This is a genomic window from Mesorhizobium sp. M0491 (genome assembly GCF_040321265.1).
In the GTDB taxonomy this organism is placed as follows: Bacteria; Pseudomonadota; Alphaproteobacteria; order Rhizobiales; family Rhizobiaceae; genus Mesorhizobium.
Map to the genome: position 1 here is coordinate 1 of NZ_JAMYRE010000038.1, position 16,279 is coordinate 16,279.

General features: G+C 58.0%; 14 protein-coding genes and 3 pseudogenes. 14 read left to right on the forward strand and 3 right to left on the reverse strand.

The window, feature by feature from the left end; all coding sequences use genetic code 11:
- Positions 1 to 149: pseudogene (locus tag NKI69_RS31685) on the reverse strand (DNA-binding response regulator); the annotation flags it as partial.
- 1,291 nt (positions 150 to 1,440) lie between these two features.
- Here NKI69_RS31685 and NKI69_RS31690 point away from each other — a divergent pair.
- From NKI69_RS31690 to NKI69_RS31755, 14 genes and pseudogenes are all read left to right on the forward strand, one after another.
- Positions 1,441 to 2,226 (forward strand): type IV secretion system lytic transglycosylase VirB1, encoded by a 786-nt coding sequence (locus NKI69_RS31690; protein ID WP_023766572.1) that lies wholly within the window; start codon positions 1,441 to 1,443, stop codon positions 2,224 to 2,226.
- Positions 2,227 to 2,300: 74 nt separating this feature from the next.
- Positions 2,301 to 2,606 carry a pilin major subunit VirB2 gene (gene virB2, locus NKI69_RS31695; protein ID WP_023673707.1) on the forward strand — a complete coding sequence of 102 codons (306 nt, stop codon included), beginning with the start codon at positions 2,301 to 2,303 and terminating at the stop codon, positions 2,604 to 2,606.
- On the forward strand, positions 2,606 to 2,932 hold the full coding sequence (locus NKI69_RS31700; protein WP_023679584.1) for a type IV secretion system protein VirB3: 327 nt from the start codon (positions 2,606 to 2,608) through the stop codon (positions 2,930 to 2,932). The genes virB2 and NKI69_RS31700 overlap by 1 nt, the downstream gene beginning before the upstream one ends.
- Positions 2,932 to 5,301 (forward strand): type IV secretion/conjugal transfer ATPase VirB4, encoded by a 2,370-nt coding sequence (gene virB4 / locus NKI69_RS31705; protein WP_023814401.1) that lies wholly within the window; start codon positions 2,932 to 2,934, stop codon positions 5,299 to 5,301. Before NKI69_RS31700 ends, virB4 begins: the two co-directional genes overlap by 1 nt.
- 13 nt (positions 5,302 to 5,314) lie before the next feature.
- Complete coding sequence (locus tag NKI69_RS31710) at positions 5,315 to 5,998, forward strand: TrbJ/VirB5 family protein (protein ID WP_023737138.1); 684 nt, start codon at positions 5,315 to 5,317, stop codon at positions 5,996 to 5,998.
- A gap of 55 nt (positions 5,999 to 6,053) precedes the next feature.
- The gene (locus NKI69_RS31715; protein ID WP_023737139.1) at positions 6,054 to 6,941 is read left to right on the forward strand and encodes a type IV secretion system protein; all 888 of its coding nucleotides are present in this window, start codon (positions 6,054 to 6,056) and stop codon (positions 6,939 to 6,941) included.
- A gap of 27 nt (positions 6,942 to 6,968) precedes the next feature.
- Positions 6,969 to 7,127, forward strand: a complete 159-nt coding sequence (locus NKI69_RS31720; protein ID WP_081731114.1) for a type IV secretion system lipoprotein VirB7 — start codon at positions 6,969 to 6,971, stop codon at positions 7,125 to 7,127.
- Positions 7,124 to 7,837, forward strand: coding sequence for a type IV secretion system protein VirB8 (locus tag NKI69_RS31725; RefSeq protein ID WP_031214019.1), 714 nt, complete (start codon positions 7,124 to 7,126; stop codon positions 7,835 to 7,837). Before NKI69_RS31720 ends, NKI69_RS31725 begins: the two co-directional genes overlap by 4 nt.
- Positions 7,834 to 8,718: a TrbG/VirB9 family P-type conjugative transfer protein gene (locus NKI69_RS31730; protein ID WP_023814399.1), complete on the forward strand. Its 885-nt coding sequence runs from the start codon at positions 7,834 to 7,836 to the stop codon at positions 8,716 to 8,718. Before NKI69_RS31725 ends, NKI69_RS31730 begins: the two co-directional genes overlap by 4 nt.
- Complete coding sequence (gene virB10 / locus NKI69_RS31735) at positions 8,711 to 9,847, forward strand: type IV secretion system protein VirB10 (protein ID WP_031214017.1); 1,137 nt, start codon at positions 8,711 to 8,713, stop codon at positions 9,845 to 9,847. Before NKI69_RS31730 ends, virB10 begins: the two co-directional genes overlap by 8 nt.
- Positions 9,831 to 10,871, forward strand: coding sequence for a P-type DNA transfer ATPase VirB11 (gene virB11, locus NKI69_RS31740; RefSeq protein ID WP_023814397.1), 1,041 nt, complete (start codon positions 9,831 to 9,833; stop codon positions 10,869 to 10,871). Before virB10 ends, virB11 begins: the two co-directional genes overlap by 17 nt.
- 721 nt (positions 10,872 to 11,592) lie before the next feature.
- Positions 11,593 to 12,279, forward strand: coding sequence for a response regulator (locus tag NKI69_RS31745; RefSeq protein WP_023814396.1), 687 nt, complete (start codon positions 11,593 to 11,595; stop codon positions 12,277 to 12,279).
- A 26-nt stretch (positions 12,280 to 12,305) separates the two neighbouring features.
- Positions 12,306 to 12,407: pseudogene (locus NKI69_RS33590) on the forward strand (IS6 family transposase); the annotation flags it as partial.
- Between the two features lie 227 nt (positions 12,408 to 12,634).
- A pseudogene (locus NKI69_RS31755) lies at positions 12,635 to 12,793 on the forward strand (ATP-binding protein); the annotation flags it as partial.
- A 1,059-nt stretch (positions 12,794 to 13,852) separates the two neighbouring features.
- On the opposite strand, the gene groL reads toward NKI69_RS31755, so the two are convergent.
- Both groL and groES read right to left on the reverse strand, forming a co-directional pair.
- Positions 13,853 to 15,520, reverse strand: coding sequence for a chaperonin GroEL (gene groL / locus NKI69_RS31765; protein WP_023766583.1), 1,668 nt, complete (start codon positions 15,518 to 15,520; stop codon positions 13,853 to 13,855).
- Positions 15,521 to 15,583: 63 nt separating this feature from the next.
- Positions 15,584 to 15,880, reverse strand: coding sequence for a co-chaperone GroES (gene groES / locus NKI69_RS31770; protein ID WP_019863563.1), 297 nt, complete (start codon positions 15,878 to 15,880; stop codon positions 15,584 to 15,586).
- Positions 15,881 to 16,279: the final 399 nt, after the last annotated feature.

The window sequence follows — 16,279 nt, forward strand, 5'->3', positions numbered from 1 at the left end:
ACCACGAGATCGACTGGCTCACGTGAAAGAACATAGTCAAACTGCTTGCTATCGTGGACTGCGGTTACCTTCAGGGCATGCATCGTGAGATACTCGGCGATGAGGCGCCGCATTGCGGCATCATCGTCAATGACAAGAACATGTTTCAACGGCACACCTTCAATCTTGAATCCCCTTGTCTAAACCTGTTGCCGAGCAACCCTGGGGCACCGACCCAGAACAGCTGCTCCTTGATACCACTCGCCGTTGCGTGCGGCCAATGTGAGGCCGTGCTCGTCCTGTTCTTTTCATCCCCAGCGAATTGACCGCACCAAGGCAGCCCGTGGCCACCAGACAGGTCCAAGCGCCGACATGACCCTGCCGTGTGGTCCTTCGCTTTTTCGCTTCGAGCTCCCCCGTTGGTGCAGGCCTGCCAATATCACTCAAGTTCGACCCCATGGATGCCAAGTTTCCTGCTATGCCCTTGCATCCTGGTCATCCTGGAGTTTGCGGACCTGGATCATCTCGATATCCTCCGGCTCGTGGATCCAGCTCGGACATGGTTGAGCAGCGCGGCGTTTGGCTTGATCGGAGAGGCGGTCGGCGGAAGAAGACCGTGATTCGCTGCAGCGGCCTTGTGCAAAATAGTGTGTCTCCTGCCAAGCCGGCTTCGTCCAAGGTGGCCGGCGGCCTCAAATGCTGTTCGGCGACCGGCAGGTCGCCGGTTGCGGTGAACGTCCGGGCTAACATTTCTCAGTTACTGCAACTCCTCCATCTTGAGCGTGTCACTATGCTTGTCCATTGCGCCGTCGGACTCCGTCAATGACGTGCGGTTATCTGCCGATGGGACTGTGCATGATCCACCCTTTGGCGGCGGCGGCCGAACAGCTGAACGAGGCTCGCACCAGGATGGGCTGCGCCGCCACGTCTTCCCAGTTGACCCTCGCCGCCGCGGATTTGCGCCTTCGAGCCAGCTTCGCGGACGAGCTCGCGTCTCAAGCAATGATCTGAGTGTGCAGGGCCGCGCATGGCTGCTCTTTAAGGACCGGCAGCATACCGGCAAAGTTGGGCCGCTTTATCGCCTTAGTCGATTCCCCACGGTGATCCCGAGCCTGAACAAGCCCGCCAAGCTCCCCATTTTGTCCTTGGCTTGGCGCTGACAGAAGTACCATCCATGACGCCAAAGTCGCGGCCCACACTCCAGGAGCAACGGACGGCCGGGACGAGCAATCCTGTACAGGAGTCATTGTACCAAGATGCTCCGGATGTCGCTGGCTGATCGGGCCCGCGCCACCCACGCATGCGCAAGATGCTCACCCACGCTGATACGAACACGGTCTTTGCTTCAATTGAAACCGAAAAGCTGAACTTGAACATCACACAGTAACAAACCTCCCCGATAAGCGCGTGCCGGACAGGGCCAGAACCCGTCCGGCGGCTTGGAAAGGTAGGTGATAGGGAATGTTTATTGCAGCTTGGCCGCTGGCCATCGTCCTGATGACATCCATGTCACTCCCAGCCGAGCCCGCGCCACTTTCTCCGCGTGAGTTCCGCAGCCTGTCGCGCAAATGCGCCCCCTGGGTTGCGCCGTCCACCCTCGCCGCGATTGCCAAGATTGAAAGTGGCTTTGAAACGCTGGTGGCTCATGACAACACCACAGGTGAGCAGCTTCGCTGGATAGACCACCTGGAAGCCACGCGGGGCATCAAGGAACGCCTCGAAGCACAACATTCTGTCGATGTTGGATTGATGCAGATAAACAGCAAGAACTTTGCCGTGCTCAATCTCACGCCGGAAAGGGCTTTCGAGCCCTGCGCCTCGCTTTCGGCTGCCGCCCACCTGCTTGAAAGCCGGTATGCCGGCGGCACCACTGCTGTGGCACAGCAACTGGCGCTTCGCCGTGCCATCTCGGCCTATAACACGGGCGACGTCACGCATGGCTTCGCCAACGGTTATGTACGCAAGGTCGAGTCGGCCGCAAAGGACATCTCAAGTCTCCTTGAGAGAACGCTGGAGCCGACTGCTCGAGATGTGCCGCACCTTGAGGCACCCGGTCGGAAAGCCGTGCCGCCTCTGCTCCAGCAGAGCCAACAGGCCAATAGAAAGAAGCAGCCCAACCAAGATTCTTGGGACATCTGGGGCTCGTATCAGCCAGACCGCTCCGGGGCCGATCCCTCCGATCCGACAGGCAGCCAGGCTGCGAAAGCACGGGAACCCTCGAACCCGAACAAACTCGTATTCGATTGAAACATGGAGATGCAATGATGACGCCACTCAAGATACTTCGTGCGCTTAAAACGCGTGTTCCTTCGCCTTTTTCCATGCTGCGCATGGCGGCTGAATATGTACCGGCCGCTGCTGCAGGCGCGGCGTGGACGGTCTTCTACAGCGGGCCAGCCGCGGCTCAGGTGACCGGAGGGACGGATCCTGCCAAGATGGTCCAGAATATCTGCACGTTCATACTTGGGCCCTTTGGACAATCACTGGCCGTGCTCGGGCTCGTAGCCATCGGTATCTCTTGGATGTTCGGTCGTGCTTCACTTGGCCTGGTTGCGGGTGTCGTTGGAGGGATCGTCATCATGTTCGGGGCCAGCTTCCTGGGCAAGGCGCTCATAGGCGGTGGCTGATGAGCGACCGGTTGGAAGTGAGCACCCTCTATGTGGCGGCGACGCGCCCCGCACTGTTTCTGGGGGTGCCGCTGACGCTGGCCGGATTGCTCATGATGTTGGCTGGGCTTGTTATCATTATCCTTCAGAACCCGCTCTACGAAATCGTTCTCGCGCCACTCTGGTTCGGAGCACGGCTGGTTGTTGAGCGTGACTATAACGCGGCAAGCGTCGTGCTGCTCTATTTGCAGACGGCCGGCAGAAGCGTGGACGGGCCGGTCTGGGGAGGCGCAAGCGTCAGCGCCAATCCGATCAGAGTGCCGAAACGCGGAAGAGGAATGGTGTAATGTTCGGCGCCAGCGGCCGGACCGAGAGGTCTGGCGAGATCTACCTTCCGTATGTTGGTCACATAAGCGATCAGGTTGTCCTTCTGGAAGACGGATCGATCATGGCCATGGCACATGTGAACGGTGTGCCCTTTGATTTGGAAGACGCTGAGATGCGCAACTCGCGCTGCCGCGCGTTCAACACTCTCTTGCGCAACATCGCCGATGACAATGTCTCGATATACGCTCATCTTGTGAGACACAACGATGTGCCGGCGCCGGCGCCGCGCCGGTTTCAAAGTGCATTCGCTGGCAGTCTGAGCGAGGCCTACGAGCGTCGTGTGCTGTCGGGAAAGCTCTTTCGCAACGATCACTTCCTCACTTTGATCGTGTCCCCCCGCACCGCAATCGGCAAGATCGGCTTGCGGATTGCCAAGTCCCGCAGACGGAATGAGCACGATCTAGCCACCCAAATGCGGAGCCTGGAAGACCTCTGGCACATCATTGCTGGCGCACTCGGCGGTTACGGTCTGCGCCGGTTGGGTATTCGTGAGAAAGGCAACGTGCTCTTCACGGAAATCGGCGAGGCGCTTCGGCTCATGATGACTTGCCGGTTTCTTCCGGTTCCGATGGTTACCGGCTCACTTGGCGCCTCGATCTACACTGACCAGGTCATCTGCGGGAAGCGGGCGCTTGAGATTCGAAGGCCCGGGGATAGCTCCGTCGGATCATTGTTTTCGTTCCGTGAATATCCGGCGACGACGCGGCCGGGCATGCTAAATTCCTTGCTGTCCGCCAACTTCCCGCTTGTCCTGAGCCAGAGCTTTTCCTTCCTCACTCGCCCGCAAGCTCATGCCAAACTAAGCCTTAAGTCCAGCCAGATGACGAGTGCCGGCGACAAGGCTCTCACCCAGATCAATGAACTTGCCGAGGCAGAGGACGCACTGGCAAGCAACGAATTCGTGATGGGTTCGCATCATCTGAGCCTGTGCGTCTATGCCGACAGCCTCAATAGCCTTGCAGATCGCGCAGCAAGTGCCCGCGCACGGCTGGCCGACGCGGGCGCCGTTATCGTCCAAGAGGGCATCGGCATGGAGGCCGCATATTGGTCCCAACTTCCGGGGAACAACAGGTGGCGCACGCGCCCGGGGGCGATCACCTCACACAATTTTGCCGGGCTCGTCTCATTTGAGAACTTCCCAAGCGGTTCCAGTTCCGGCCACTGGGGCAATGCTGTTGCGCGCTTTCGCACAAACGGTGGAACTTCTTTCGACTACATCCCCCATGAGAATGACGTCGGCATGACGGCAATATTCGGGCCCGTTGGCAAAGGCAAGACGACGCTGATGACCTTTGTCCTCGCGATGCTTGAGCAAAGCTTGGTCGATCGCAATGGTGCGATCGTCTTCTTCGACAAGGATCGGGGTGGTGAACTGCTGGTGCGAGCCACGGGAGGGACATATCTTGCGTTGCGCAGAGGCGCTCCGAGCGGCTTGGCCCCTCTGCGTGGACTGGACAACACCTCCGCCTCTCGGGACTTTCTGCGCGAGTGGTTGATGGCCCTGATCGAGAGTGACGGCCGTGGTCCGATCTCGCCGGAGGAAAGCCGTCGGCTGGAACGCGGCATTGTTCGTCAGCTTTCGTTCGAACCCCCTATGCGCTCACTTGCGGGCCTGCGCGAGTTCCTATTGCACAGCCCCTCCGAGGGCGCAGGAGCACGGCTGCAGCGGTGGTGTAGAGGGGGGGCGCTTGGATGGGCCTTTGACGGCGACGTGGACGAAGTAAGGCTGGATGCCTCCATTACGGGCTTCGACATGACGCAGCTCCTGGAATATGAGGAGGTCTGTGCACCGGCCGCCGCATACCTTCTGCATCGAGTGGGCGCTATCGTCGATGGTCGTCGGTTCGTGATGAGCTGCGACGAATTTCGATTCTATCTACTCAACCCCCAATTCTCGGCCGTTATCGACAAGTTCTTGCTCACGGTCCGCAAAAACAACGGCATGTTGATACTCGCAACGCAGCAGCCTGAACACGTTCTGGAATCGCCTCTCGGAGCTAGTCTCGTTGCGCAATGTATGACGAAAATTTTCTACCCATCACCGACGGCGGACCGCTCTGCGTATGTCGATGGCTTGAAGTGCACTGCGCAGGAGTTCGAGGCAATCCGCCAGGGAATGGCAATCGGCAGCCGCAAGTTTTTGCTCAAGCGCGATAGCGGGAGTATTGTTTGCGAATTCGATCTTGGGCAGATGCGCGAGTACGTAGCCGTACTCTCGGGGCGGGCCAACACAGTGCGCTTTGCCGACCAGCTTCGCAACCAGCACGGAGACGCCCCAAGTGGGTGGCTCGACAAGTTCATGGCCCGGTACCATGAAGTTCAAGACTGACGGAGGAATATTCATGAAACTTGCCAAACTTGCAGTAACGACCCTTGCTGCTTCCCTTCTGCTTCACGGACAGGCCCGGTCGCAATGGATCGTCACCGACCCTGTAACAGAAACACAATCGACCTTAACAGCGATTTCCAATGCGGCGATCCTTGAGAGGTCAATCGAGACGCTCGCTACGACGATCGAAATGGTGACAATGCTAACCTCGTCATTCGCTGTCACGGGAGTGCTAAGCTCACTGAACCAAGGAAATCATTACCCGTCGAGCAATAAGCTGGAGGAGCAGATGTTTGATGCTCGGGCGCCAGCTTCGATTATCGCCCGTAACATTGCGGAGGACCCAAATCGGATAGTCACGGGCGACGATTCAGAAGCGAAACTGTTAAAGGGACAAATCGCTGGGGCCGCCAATGCCGCAGCTATTGCAGCCGACACTTTGGGCATGATGGACAAGCGCCTTAAGGATAACGCCGGCACGCTTGGTCAGCTTTCCCGCTCGGGAAATATTATGCAGGCCACCGTGACCAACGGTCTGGTCCTCAAGCAGATTCACGATGCGATGATCCAAAATGCCCAGGCCACGAGTCTGCTGACTATGGCCACTGCACAAGGGAGCCTTCACGCCGCTGAGGAGGCCGCCACGCAGCGTCGCGAACATCGGGACACCGCTCGCATTTTTGACCTCCTCCCGTGAACGCTGAGTTCATCAGGCTCAGCTGCGCTGATCAGGGACACATCAGGCTCACGCCATGAATTTCAAAATTCCCGCGCCATTCACGACTATACACACGATCTTTCATGGGGCCTTCACGTCCGGGCTGCACAAAGTGCTTGAAAACGTCCAAGCGGCGGTCAGTGCGCCTCTGGTTGCGTGTGTCACGCTCTGGATAATAATCCAAGGCTGTCTGGTCATGCGTGGTCAAGTCGATGCGCGCGGGGGTATCTCGCGCGTAATCATGGTGTCGATTGTCGTCGCCCTTATCTTAGGGCAGGCCAACTATCAGCAGTACATTGAAGCGCTTTTCGACGAAACGATTCCGAGGTTGGCTCACGACATCAGTGGCAGCGACTTGCCCTTCATCGGAATCCCCCAGAAGCTCGATCTCATGTTTGCTTCAAGCCAGTATGTCTTTCAGCTGATTGCTTCCGAAATTGGGCCTATGAACGGCCAGGACATACTTGCTTTCGAGGGAGCGCAATGGATTTTCTACGGCGCGCTGTGGACAGCGTTCGAGATCTACGATGCCGTTGGAATTCTGACGAAGGTGCTCTTGACGATCGGCCCCCTGGTCCTTGTAGGCTACCTTTTTGATCACACTCGAGACATAGCCACCAGATGGATCGGCCAACTGCTCTCGTACGGGCTGCTGCTTCTCCTCCTCAACATCGTTGCAACGATAGTAATCGCTGCCGAAGCAGTCTCGCTGGCAGCCATGCTTTTGATGATCAAATTCTCGGGCACGACAGCAGCCAAGATCATCGGGCTTTACGAGCTCGACATGCTTTTCCTAGCTGGTGACGCTCTGATCGTCGCGCTTCCGACGATCGCCAGCAGCATCGCCGGCGGCTCTTGGGGAGGTGCGAACCGACCTCTTAACAGCCTCAATCGCCACTTTGCCAAAACGGCGGGTGGTTAATCAATCGACAAGCTCGGTGCCAAAAACATGAAATATTGCCTACTTCTGTCAATCCTCGCTTTGGCCGCCTGCAAGACGAGCCATGGGCTTGCGACGTGCGCGGGTGCCCCATTCCAACTGAACGTGGGACAATGGGAAACCACCCCTGAGGATCTTCAGGTCGAATGCGCGGAAGAGCCAAAGTGAAATTTCCTGAACATGCCCTTCTGGTGGAGAGAGAAACGCTAGCCGCCCACTATAAGAAGGTGGAAGCGTTTCAAACGTCACGAGCGAAGTCTGCGCGGCGCCTGTCAAAGGCCCTGATCGCCTTTGCCGCAGCGGCGGTCCTAGGAAATGTTGCCCAGGCATTTACCATCGCTGCCATGGTCCCGTTGGCCAAGCTCGTACCTGTGTTCCTCTGGGTCCGGCCGGATGGGACCGTCGACAGCGAAGTGTCAGTGTCTCGACTGCCGGCAACCCAAGACCGAGCCGTCATAAATGCTTCGCTGTGGGAATATGTACGCCTGCGCGAGGGGTACACAGCAGATACAGCCCAATACGCCTATGACCTCGTATCCAGTTTCAGCGCGCCGGCTGTGCGACAGCAATATCAAGATTTCTTCAACTATCCGAATCCCACCTCGCCGCAAGTCACGGTCGGCAAGCGCGGCAAGCTCGAGGTCGGGCATATTTCTTCAAACGACATCAGTCCGGACGTTCAACAGATCCGTTACAAACGTACGCTTGTTGTCGATGGGCAGATGCCGATAGTGACCACCTGGACAGCTACCATCCGCTACGAGCGCTTGACGGGTCTGCCTGGGCAATCGAGGCTCACCAATCCGGGAGGTCTACTCATCACTTCCTATCAAAGCTCGGAAGATAGCGTATCGAACCTGGGCTATGTGCAGCCATGACAAAAAGAGCGTTTCTCGCGCTGGTCTGTTCACTCTTCTTAACGATGGAAGCGTCCGCGGAAGACACACCACTTGCCGGCAAGCATGATGCGCGCATGCGCTACCTGGCTTACCGTCCTGACGAAGTGGTGCGCCTGTCTACCGCAGTGGGGGCAACGCTGGTTGTCACATTCGCGGCAAACGAGACAGTCGCAGCCGTGGCCGTTTCCAATAGCAAAGACCTGGCTGCGCTCCCGCGCGCCAACTATCTCTTTTTTAAGGCTAGCCGGATGCTCCCGCCGCAGCCGGTCATCGTGCTGGCCGAGAGTGAGTCCGGCACACGGAGATACGTCTTCAGTATTTCAACGAGAGCGATGCCAAAACTCGATGAGCAGCAACCTGACCTATACTACAGTGTGCAGTTCACCTATCCTGCTGATGAGGCTGCTGCTCAGAGAAAGGACGCAGAAAGGCGCTCGATTCTTGGTCAGGCCCGGGCGAAAGTGCTGCGCGACGAGAGAGTTCAGGATTTGTTGAATCGGCCCGCCGCAACTACCAGTCCGGACGAAAGCAATTTTCACTACGTCGCAAAGGGCGATCGATCGCTGTCGCCGCTGGAAGTTTTCGATAATGGCTTTACCACCGTATTTGGCTTCGCAAGCAATTCCCGCATACCCTCCCTCTACATTATCAATCCCGACGGCAAGGAAGCCGCTGCCAATTACACGGTCAAAGGGGACTATGTTGAAGTATCCGCAGTCGCCCGGGAATGGCGTCTGAGAGATGGCAATACGGTCTTGTCCATTTTCAACAGGGCTTATGACCCTGTGGGACGAGCGCCAGGGACCGGTACAGTGACACCCGACGTGTGGCGCGTTTTGAAAGGCTCGGCCGATGAATGAAACCGGCCCACAGTCGGGACATGATGTCCATGCCTCCGGATCGATGGTCTCGGAGCCGGCCCGCCGGCATGTTTCGGGATTGCAGAAGTTGGCCGTCGCTGCTCTTGTTCTCATCTCATCTCTATCACTCATCTGGCTCGGAGGTCGTACCAGCACACAAGACGAACCAACTCAGCCAAAACCTCCAATTGTCGCCGACGCCGAACCATTCCGCCCCGTGCCGATTGAGATTGCTCCCGAAGTTCCAGCAGCCGTACAGGCGGCGCAGGCAGGAGATCCTGCGCCATCCACGCCGACTTCAGCTGATCCGCCGCCGGAGGAAACACCAATTTTCGCCTACAGTGGCAGCAGTAAAATGCCCACCGACGGTCAGCGGAGCGAAGACAACCATAGGGATGCTCCCGTGACCTCGGATGAGATTTCAGACGCTGGCGATCTGTCGGCGCGATTGAAGCCAGATATACAGGAGCCAAGCCGGGCCACACTTTTGCCGCACCCTGATCTCGTGATTACTCAAGGAACGATCATCCCCTGCATTTTGCAAACGGCAGTCGACACAAATTTACCGGGTTATGTGAAGTGCGTCTTACCTAAAGACGTCCGCGGCGCCACCAACAACGTGGTGCTTTTGGATCGCGGGACGACCGTGATTGGCGAGATCCAGCGTGGTCTCCAACAGGGGGATGCGCGTGTCTTCGTGCTGTGGACGCGCATCGAAACGCCTGACCATGCCCTCGTTTCGCTAGCATCGCCGGGCGCTGACGAGCTCGGCCGCTCCGGAATGCCTGGCACGGTGGATAATCACTTCTGGCAGCGCTTTGGCGGAGCAATGCTCATGAGCGTCATTCAAGGCGCGTTTCAGGCCGCCGGTCAATACGCTGGCAGCTCAGGTGGAGGAAGCGGTATCAACAGCTTCCAGAGCAACGCCGGACAAGCCGTTGAGACGACCCTTAGAGCAACGATCAACGTTCCGCCAACTCTGAAGAAAAACCAGGGAGATGCTGTATCCATCTTTGTGGCTCGGGACCTCGATTTCTCAGATGTATACGATCTTAGAGCGACCGCCGTGGCGCCAGCCCCCCCCCAACATCGCCAACGCCGGAGAGACAACAATGCGACCGGAGGCTGACCCTCAATTGCGTTTGCTTCTCAACCCTGTTCTGAAATGGCTTGAGGAGCCAAGGACCGAAGAGGTCGCTATCAACCGGCCTGGGGAAGCCTTTGTCCGACAGGCCGGCGTTTTCACCAAACATCCGCTACCGCTATCTTATGACGATCTGGAGGACATCGCGATCCTCGCTGGAGCGCTGCGCAAGCAAGATGTCGGACCGCAAAGCCCCCTCTGTGCTACTGAGCTGCCGAACGGAGAGCGGCTGCAGATCTGTTTGCCGCCCGCTGTTCCCTCAGGAACAATAAGCCTGACGATACGGCGTCCCTCAAGTCGTGTGACCGAACTCAAGGAAGTTTCTTCTCGCTACGAATACTCGCGTTGGAATCAATGGCGGTCACGAAAGGAGCGCCAAGAGCGGCAGGACGAAACGATTCTTCAGCACTACGACCATGGTGACTTGGAGCAATTTTTGCGAGCGTGCGTTTGCGGGCGGCTCACGATGCTGCTTTGCGGACCTACTGGTAGCGGCAAAACGACAATGAGCAAGACTTTGATCAACGCTATACCCCCGCAAGAGAGGCTGATAAGTATCGAGGACACGCTCGAACTTGCAATCCCGCACGAGAATCATGTCCGGTTACTCTATCCGAAGGACCGAGCAGGCGTAGGTGCGGTGACAGCCGAGCAACTGTTGCAAGCCAGCTTGCGCATGCGCCCTGATCGAATATTGCTTGGCGAGATGCGCGATGATGCTGCTTGGGCCTACCTTAGCGAAGTCGTCTCCGGCCATGCGGGATCAATATCGACGATTCATGGGGCGGATCCGGTCCAAGGCTTTAAAAAGCTCTTTTCACTCGTCAAGAGCAGCCCGCAAGGAGCTGCTGTGGAAGACCACACGCTTCTTGACCTGCTGTCGGCTGCCGTTGACGTCATTGTGCCGTTTCGTACCCACGGCGACGTGTATGAGGTGGGGGAGGTGTGGCTCGCCGCCGATGCCCGGCGACGCGGAGAGACAGTAGCCGATCTTCTTAATAAGCACTAAGGCTAGGGCACGTCGGGGATCGGTAAGTCGTTTGTGATATGATGGCGCAACTTGTTCAGATTCAACGTCACTTTGATTTGACCGAGGTTGATAATGGGAGGACGACTGGGCGTAGCCCTTCGGTCACAAGCCTGAACTCTTCGGCCGCCCTGTCGGCGCGGCAAGCTGCGGCACGATTCGACTGGGTGTATCGAGCGCGTCCGCTGAATTGCGCGGGCGACGCTCAGCGAGCTGGTGCCGATGCCTGCTTCAAAAGCGGCATCGACACCCGGCAGGTCGTACCCTTGATTTACCTAGCCGCGCTCAAATGAGCGTCTTCAAAGCCGCCGAACGTGGTTCGGAATGACCGGTTGGTAAATCGGGAAGTGCTATACAGGGAATCCTCCCGGTATTGCCTCCAGGGGGTCCTCTCAATGAACAAAGCCGCAACCTGCCCTTGCGACCTCAGCTGGAGTTTGCGACGCAACCCATATAGGAGGATCGATGCGCAGAGAAATCGCAGGCAGAGTCGGTGGCATTGTGGGCTGGCCGACCGACGGTTTCAGCCCGTCAACAGGTCTTCACGTGTTCCATCCCCGACTATTGCAGGCGTGCGGATTGCATTCTCCCGCGATCACCCATCGGAAAGAGCGTTACGAACACTACGAAGAGTTGCGCGACTTCTGCTGTCGCCCCGGTCTTACAGCGGACGGTGACCTGTCCTACCTTGATAGGACGTGAAATGCGAACGCTGCTCATTGATCATCACGTGGATCTTACGCGCGCCGTGCGAGCTGCGCTCGGGGATAGCGGTTTTGCCGTTGATGTAGTTGGCAACCTGGAACAGGCGTCGAGGGCATTCTGTTGCGCAACCTATGAAATTCTCCTGCTGGAGTTGGCTCTGCCAGATGGCGATGGCTTGGGCTGGCTGAGACAGCTAAGGAGCGACGGGCATTCAGTTCCAACCCTCATTATGAGTAGCATCAACGATCTCGAGAAGCGAATTGCAATTTTCAACGGTGGCGCGGACGATTTTCTGCTCAAGCCCGTCTCTTTCGATGAGCTCATCGCCAGAATGAGAGCCATTCTGCGCCGGTCGACACAGGTGACCGACCCCATCGTTGTATTTGGCAATCTCAATTTCGATCCGATCGGCCGACAGGTTTCCGTCTCGGGTCATCCTCTGAAGATCGCACGCCGCGAACTATGTATTTTAGAGCATCTGCTTATCCGTGCAGGCCGCATCGTGCCTCGTGCGCAGTTGGAAGATCACCTCTATTCGTTCAACGACGAGGTATCTGCCAACGCGCTTGAAGTCGGAATCTATCGCTTACGTGGACACCTGAGTAGGTCAGGTGCAACGCCACGGATCACGACCGTGCGCGGCATTGGTTACCTTCTTGAATTGACTGAGGCGGCATCCGCATAGTTGGTCTAAATTGAAAGAACAGACTGCGTATCAAGCGCCGCATTCGATCCATCGGCTTCAAGTCGCAGGCGAGCGCCGTGGTTATCCTCTCCGGCATCGAGATGATCCACATGATTGGCAAGCGACAGGGCGAGGTATGACTACAAGTCTGTCGATCGCTGTTTCGATATCCTCGCTGCCTGACGGACAGGCCGAAATGGCCGTTCACACCCCCATTTCCAGGTTTGCGACAGAGCCTTTTGTCGGCGTTGCCGGCTTCGAAGGGCCGGTGCGCGCCGAGCGCATCAAGATCACCCCCGGCCACCTTGCTGCGGCCACTCGCCGAGTACGAAGCGGTGGTCGGAGGGAGCTGGTGATGACGACGCTAGATCATGACCTGCTGATCGCAATCCTGGATCGGCTGAAGTTGACGGCCATCCGCGACCAGCTCGACACGCTCATGTCGAGCAAGATCGCGCAGTTCCCGTTTGTCCGCGAACTCGACGGCTTCGGCTTCGACGCGCAGCCATCGGTCTGCTTCAGCCAAACGTATTCATAGGTATGGGACAGGCCTTGCTATGTCCGAACGTCACTGCGCGGCAAAAACGTTGGATTTCTCAAGAAATAAAGTATTGGACAGTGCCCAATTTACCGTTGGAAAAGCTGGATATGGCGTTTCAGCGTTTCAGCGAAATAACCGAAATCAATCACTCCTAACAGCAAAGGCAACCGGAACTCGATCGCTTCCGTTGTCCGCGACTTAGCGAAACGCTTGTTCGCGATTTACTAAAACGGCTGTCCCAATTTAGTGAAATCCGCAGACAAGTCGCTGGAGGTTGGCCAAAGGCCACCCACGCCTGCTCCGAGGCCCTCCAGGGCAATGGTCTGAGACCTGGGCTCAAGCAGGATGAGACGCCGCTGGAGCTCAGGTGCAAGCGCTGCCACGCCCGCTCCGAGGCCCCACAAGGCCGAAGCGCAGTCGTCGGCGTCACGAGGCCTCTCGGCCACGACGACGAGCCTGAACCTGGATCCGCCTTTCTTGAGGCGTTGCGACTATCATCGCGGCGACACGCAGCTCTTGATTTGTGTGCGACACCTCAGCAGATCCATCGGGCTGAGCCGCTCAGCAATATCAACGAGAATGTCCAGCGGCAGATCAAGGATACTCAGAGGAGGAAACGCTTGATCTTGAGGCTCAGAGCGCGTCTGCTCCACTATAGAACAGGATGATTCACCGGGTCCTTCAACGCCAGCCGCCGGTCCGATGAGAGAATTGTCTCGGATATCACGCTCGATGGGGTTAAATGCCGAGATGGGCGCCTTGCCACGCTCCTCAATGCCCCTCATGATTCACCGCCTATAGCTACCAACTGAATGAATCATCGTGATTGTCGCGCAGCGGAATCCTCAAGGATCGGGCAGTTCGTAGGGGGCGCCGGTTTGACCAGGTTGAGCCCGCGAATTGCTCGATCGGACAAGATCCTAATTCTGACGAGATCCTCGGGACGCACTCCAAGTTGTCGATCATGTTCGGCACACAAGGAAAGGGCGGCATTGCTGCCGCCCTTTCCGCTGTAGGTTGATAGGGGCTGGATTAGAAATCCATGCCGCCCATGCCGCCCATGCCGCCCATACCGCCGCCGCCCATGCCGCCAGGCATGCCGCCGCCGCCAGCCGACTCCTTCTTCGGAGCCTCCGCGATCATGGCTTCGGTGGTGACCAGCAGGCCGGCGACCGAGGCCGCGTCCTGGAGAGCCGTACGGACAACCTTGACCGGATCGACGATACCCATGGCGATCATGTCGCCATATTCGCCGGTCTGGGCGTTGTAGCCGAAGGTCGCGCCCTTGTTCTCAAGGATCTTGCCGGCAACGATCGATGCTTCCGCACCGGCGTTGGCCGCGATCTGGCGGGCCGGAGCCTGCAGCGCACGACGAACGATGTTGATGCCGGCGGCCTGGTCGGCATTGACGCCGGTGACCTTGATGTCGGCCGAAGCGCGCAGGAGAGCGACGCCGCCGCCTGCAACGATGCCTTCTTCGACGGCCGCGCGGGTCGCGTTGAGGGCGTCATCGACGCGGTCCTTCTTTTCCTTGACTTCGACTTCCGTCGCACCGCCGACGCGGATCACCGCAACGCCGCCGGCGAGCTTCGCCAGACGTTCCTGCAGCTTCTCCTTGTCGTAGTCCGAAGTGGTCTCTTCGATCTGCTGCTTGATCTGGGCAACGCGGCCCTGGATCTCGGCCTTCTTGCCGGCACCGTCGACGATGGTGGTGTTCTCCTTGGAGATCGACACCTTCTTGGCGCGGCCGAGCATGTTGAGGCCGACGTTCTCGAGCTTGATGCCGAGGTCTTCGGAGATGACCTGGCCACCGGTGAGGATGGCGATGTCTTCCAGCATGGCCTTGCGGCGATCACCGAAGCCCGGCGCCTTGACGGCGGCGATCTTCAGGCCGCCACGCAGCTTGTTGACGACCAGCGTGGCCAGGGCCTCGCCTTCGACGTCTTCCGAGATGATGAGCAGCGGCTTCGAGGTCTGCACGACGGCTTCGAGAACCGGCAGCATCGCCTGCAGGTTGGACAGCTTCTTCTCGTGCAGGAGGATGTAGACGTCCTCGAGCTCGGCAACCATCTTGTCGGCGTTGGTGACGAAGTAGGGCGAGAGATAGCCGCGGTCGAACTGCATGCCTTCGACGACCTCGAGTTCAGTCTCGGCGGTCTTGGCTTCCTCAACCGTGATGACGCCTTCGTTGCCGACCTTCTGCATCGCTTCGGCGATCATCTTGCCGACCGACTCGTCGCCATTGCCGGCGATCGTGCCGACCTGGGCAACTTCCTCGGAGGTCTTGATCTTCTTGGCAGCCTTGCCGAGCGCCGCGACGACTTCGGTCACGGCCAGATCGATGCCGCGCTTCAGGTCCATCGGGTTCATGCCGGCGGCAACGGCCTTGTTGCCTTCCTGGACGATCGACTGCGCCAGAACGGTCGCGGTTGTGGTGCCGTCACCGGCGATGTCGTTGGTCTTCGAAGCAACTTCGCGGATCATCTGCGCGCCCATGTTTTCGAACTTGTCGGAAAGTTCGATTTCCTTGGCGACGGTGACCCCGTCCTTGGTGATGCGCGGTGCGCCGAACGACTTGTCGATGACGACGTTGCGGCCCTTGGGGCCGAGGGTGACCTTCACCGCGTCGGCGAGGATGTTGATGCCGTGAAGCATGCGCTCACGGGCATCGCGGGAGAATTTTACGTCTTTGGCAGCCATTTTTTTACTCCTGGGCATCTCGCCCGAAATTCAGATTTGATGGTGCGAAGGAAAGGCCTGATATCAGCCGATGATGCCCATAATGTCGGATTCCTTCATGATCAGAAGGTCTTCGCCATTGAGCTTGACTTCGGTGCCCGACCACTTGCCGAACAGGATGCGGTCGCCGGCCTTGACGTCCAGCGGGACCAGCTTGCCAGCTTCGTCACGAGCGCCGGAGCCGACGGCGATGATCTCGCCTTCCTGCGGCTTTTCCTTCGCCGTATCCGGGATGATGATCCCGCCGGCGGTCTTGGATTCGGATTCGACCCGGCGAACGACCACGCGGTCATGCAGCGGCCGGAAATTCGACTTTGCCATTTTTGGATGTCCTTGGTGCGGATGTTGAACGGTTCTCCGTTGCCGGAGCGTGCTTAGCACTCAGCGGAAGCGAGTGCTAACGCGGCAATGAGATAAGCCGCATGCTCCTGCTAGTCAAGACGAAAGAGCAAAGAGCAAAGAGAAAAGAGCAGACAGCAAAGAGAAGAGAGCAAGGAGCGTGTAAGCATCGAGCCTTTTATGTGAACAATGTCGGGTATCAGACATATATGGGGCGGCTCACCCTTTGTATTTGAGCTTTATTCAGATGGCACGAATGATGCAACAGGTGATGCATTTGATCTCATCCAGAGGCTCGCACGGGGTCGTGCTGCGTCAGCTCGGTCGTGTCGAGCTTCAGAAGGCCATTTTGGCATTGGTTCTGTTGCCCTATTCCCATTC

Coding starts and splice junctions, on each gene's coding strand:
- virB4 (WP_023814401.1), top strand. CDS start 2,932: ATGTTCGGCGCCAGCGGCCGGACCGAGAGGTCTGGCGAGATCTACCTT.
- NKI69_RS31730 (WP_023814399.1), top strand. CDS start 7,834: ATGACAAAAAGAGCGTTTCTCGCGCTGGTCTGTTCACTCTTCTTAACG.
- groES (WP_019863563.1), bottom strand. CDS start 15,880: ATGGCAAAGTCGAATTTCCGGCCGCTGCATGACCGCGTGGTCGTTCGC.
- NKI69_RS31745 (WP_023814396.1), top strand. CDS start 11,593: ATGCGAACGCTGCTCATTGATCATCACGTGGATCTTACGCGCGCCGTG.
- NKI69_RS31690 (WP_023766572.1), top strand. CDS start 1,441: ATGTTTATTGCAGCTTGGCCGCTGGCCATCGTCCTGATGACATCCATG.
- NKI69_RS31710 (WP_023737138.1), top strand. CDS start 5,315: ATGAAACTTGCCAAACTTGCAGTAACGACCCTTGCTGCTTCCCTTCTG.
- groL (WP_023766583.1), bottom strand. CDS start 15,520: ATGGCTGCCAAAGACGTAAAATTCTCCCGCGATGCCCGTGAGCGCATG.
- NKI69_RS31700 (WP_023679584.1), top strand. CDS start 2,606: ATGAGCGACCGGTTGGAAGTGAGCACCCTCTATGTGGCGGCGACGCGC.
- virB11 (WP_023814397.1), top strand. CDS start 9,831: ATGCGACCGGAGGCTGACCCTCAATTGCGTTTGCTTCTCAACCCTGTT.
- virB10 (WP_031214017.1), top strand. CDS start 8,711: ATGAATGAAACCGGCCCACAGTCGGGACATGATGTCCATGCCTCCGGA.
- virB2 (WP_023673707.1), top strand. CDS start 2,301: ATGCTGCGCATGGCGGCTGAATATGTACCGGCCGCTGCTGCAGGCGCG.
- NKI69_RS31715 (WP_023737139.1), top strand. CDS start 6,054: ATGAATTTCAAAATTCCCGCGCCATTCACGACTATACACACGATCTTT.
- NKI69_RS31720 (WP_081731114.1), top strand. CDS start 6,969: ATGAAATATTGCCTACTTCTGTCAATCCTCGCTTTGGCCGCCTGCAAG.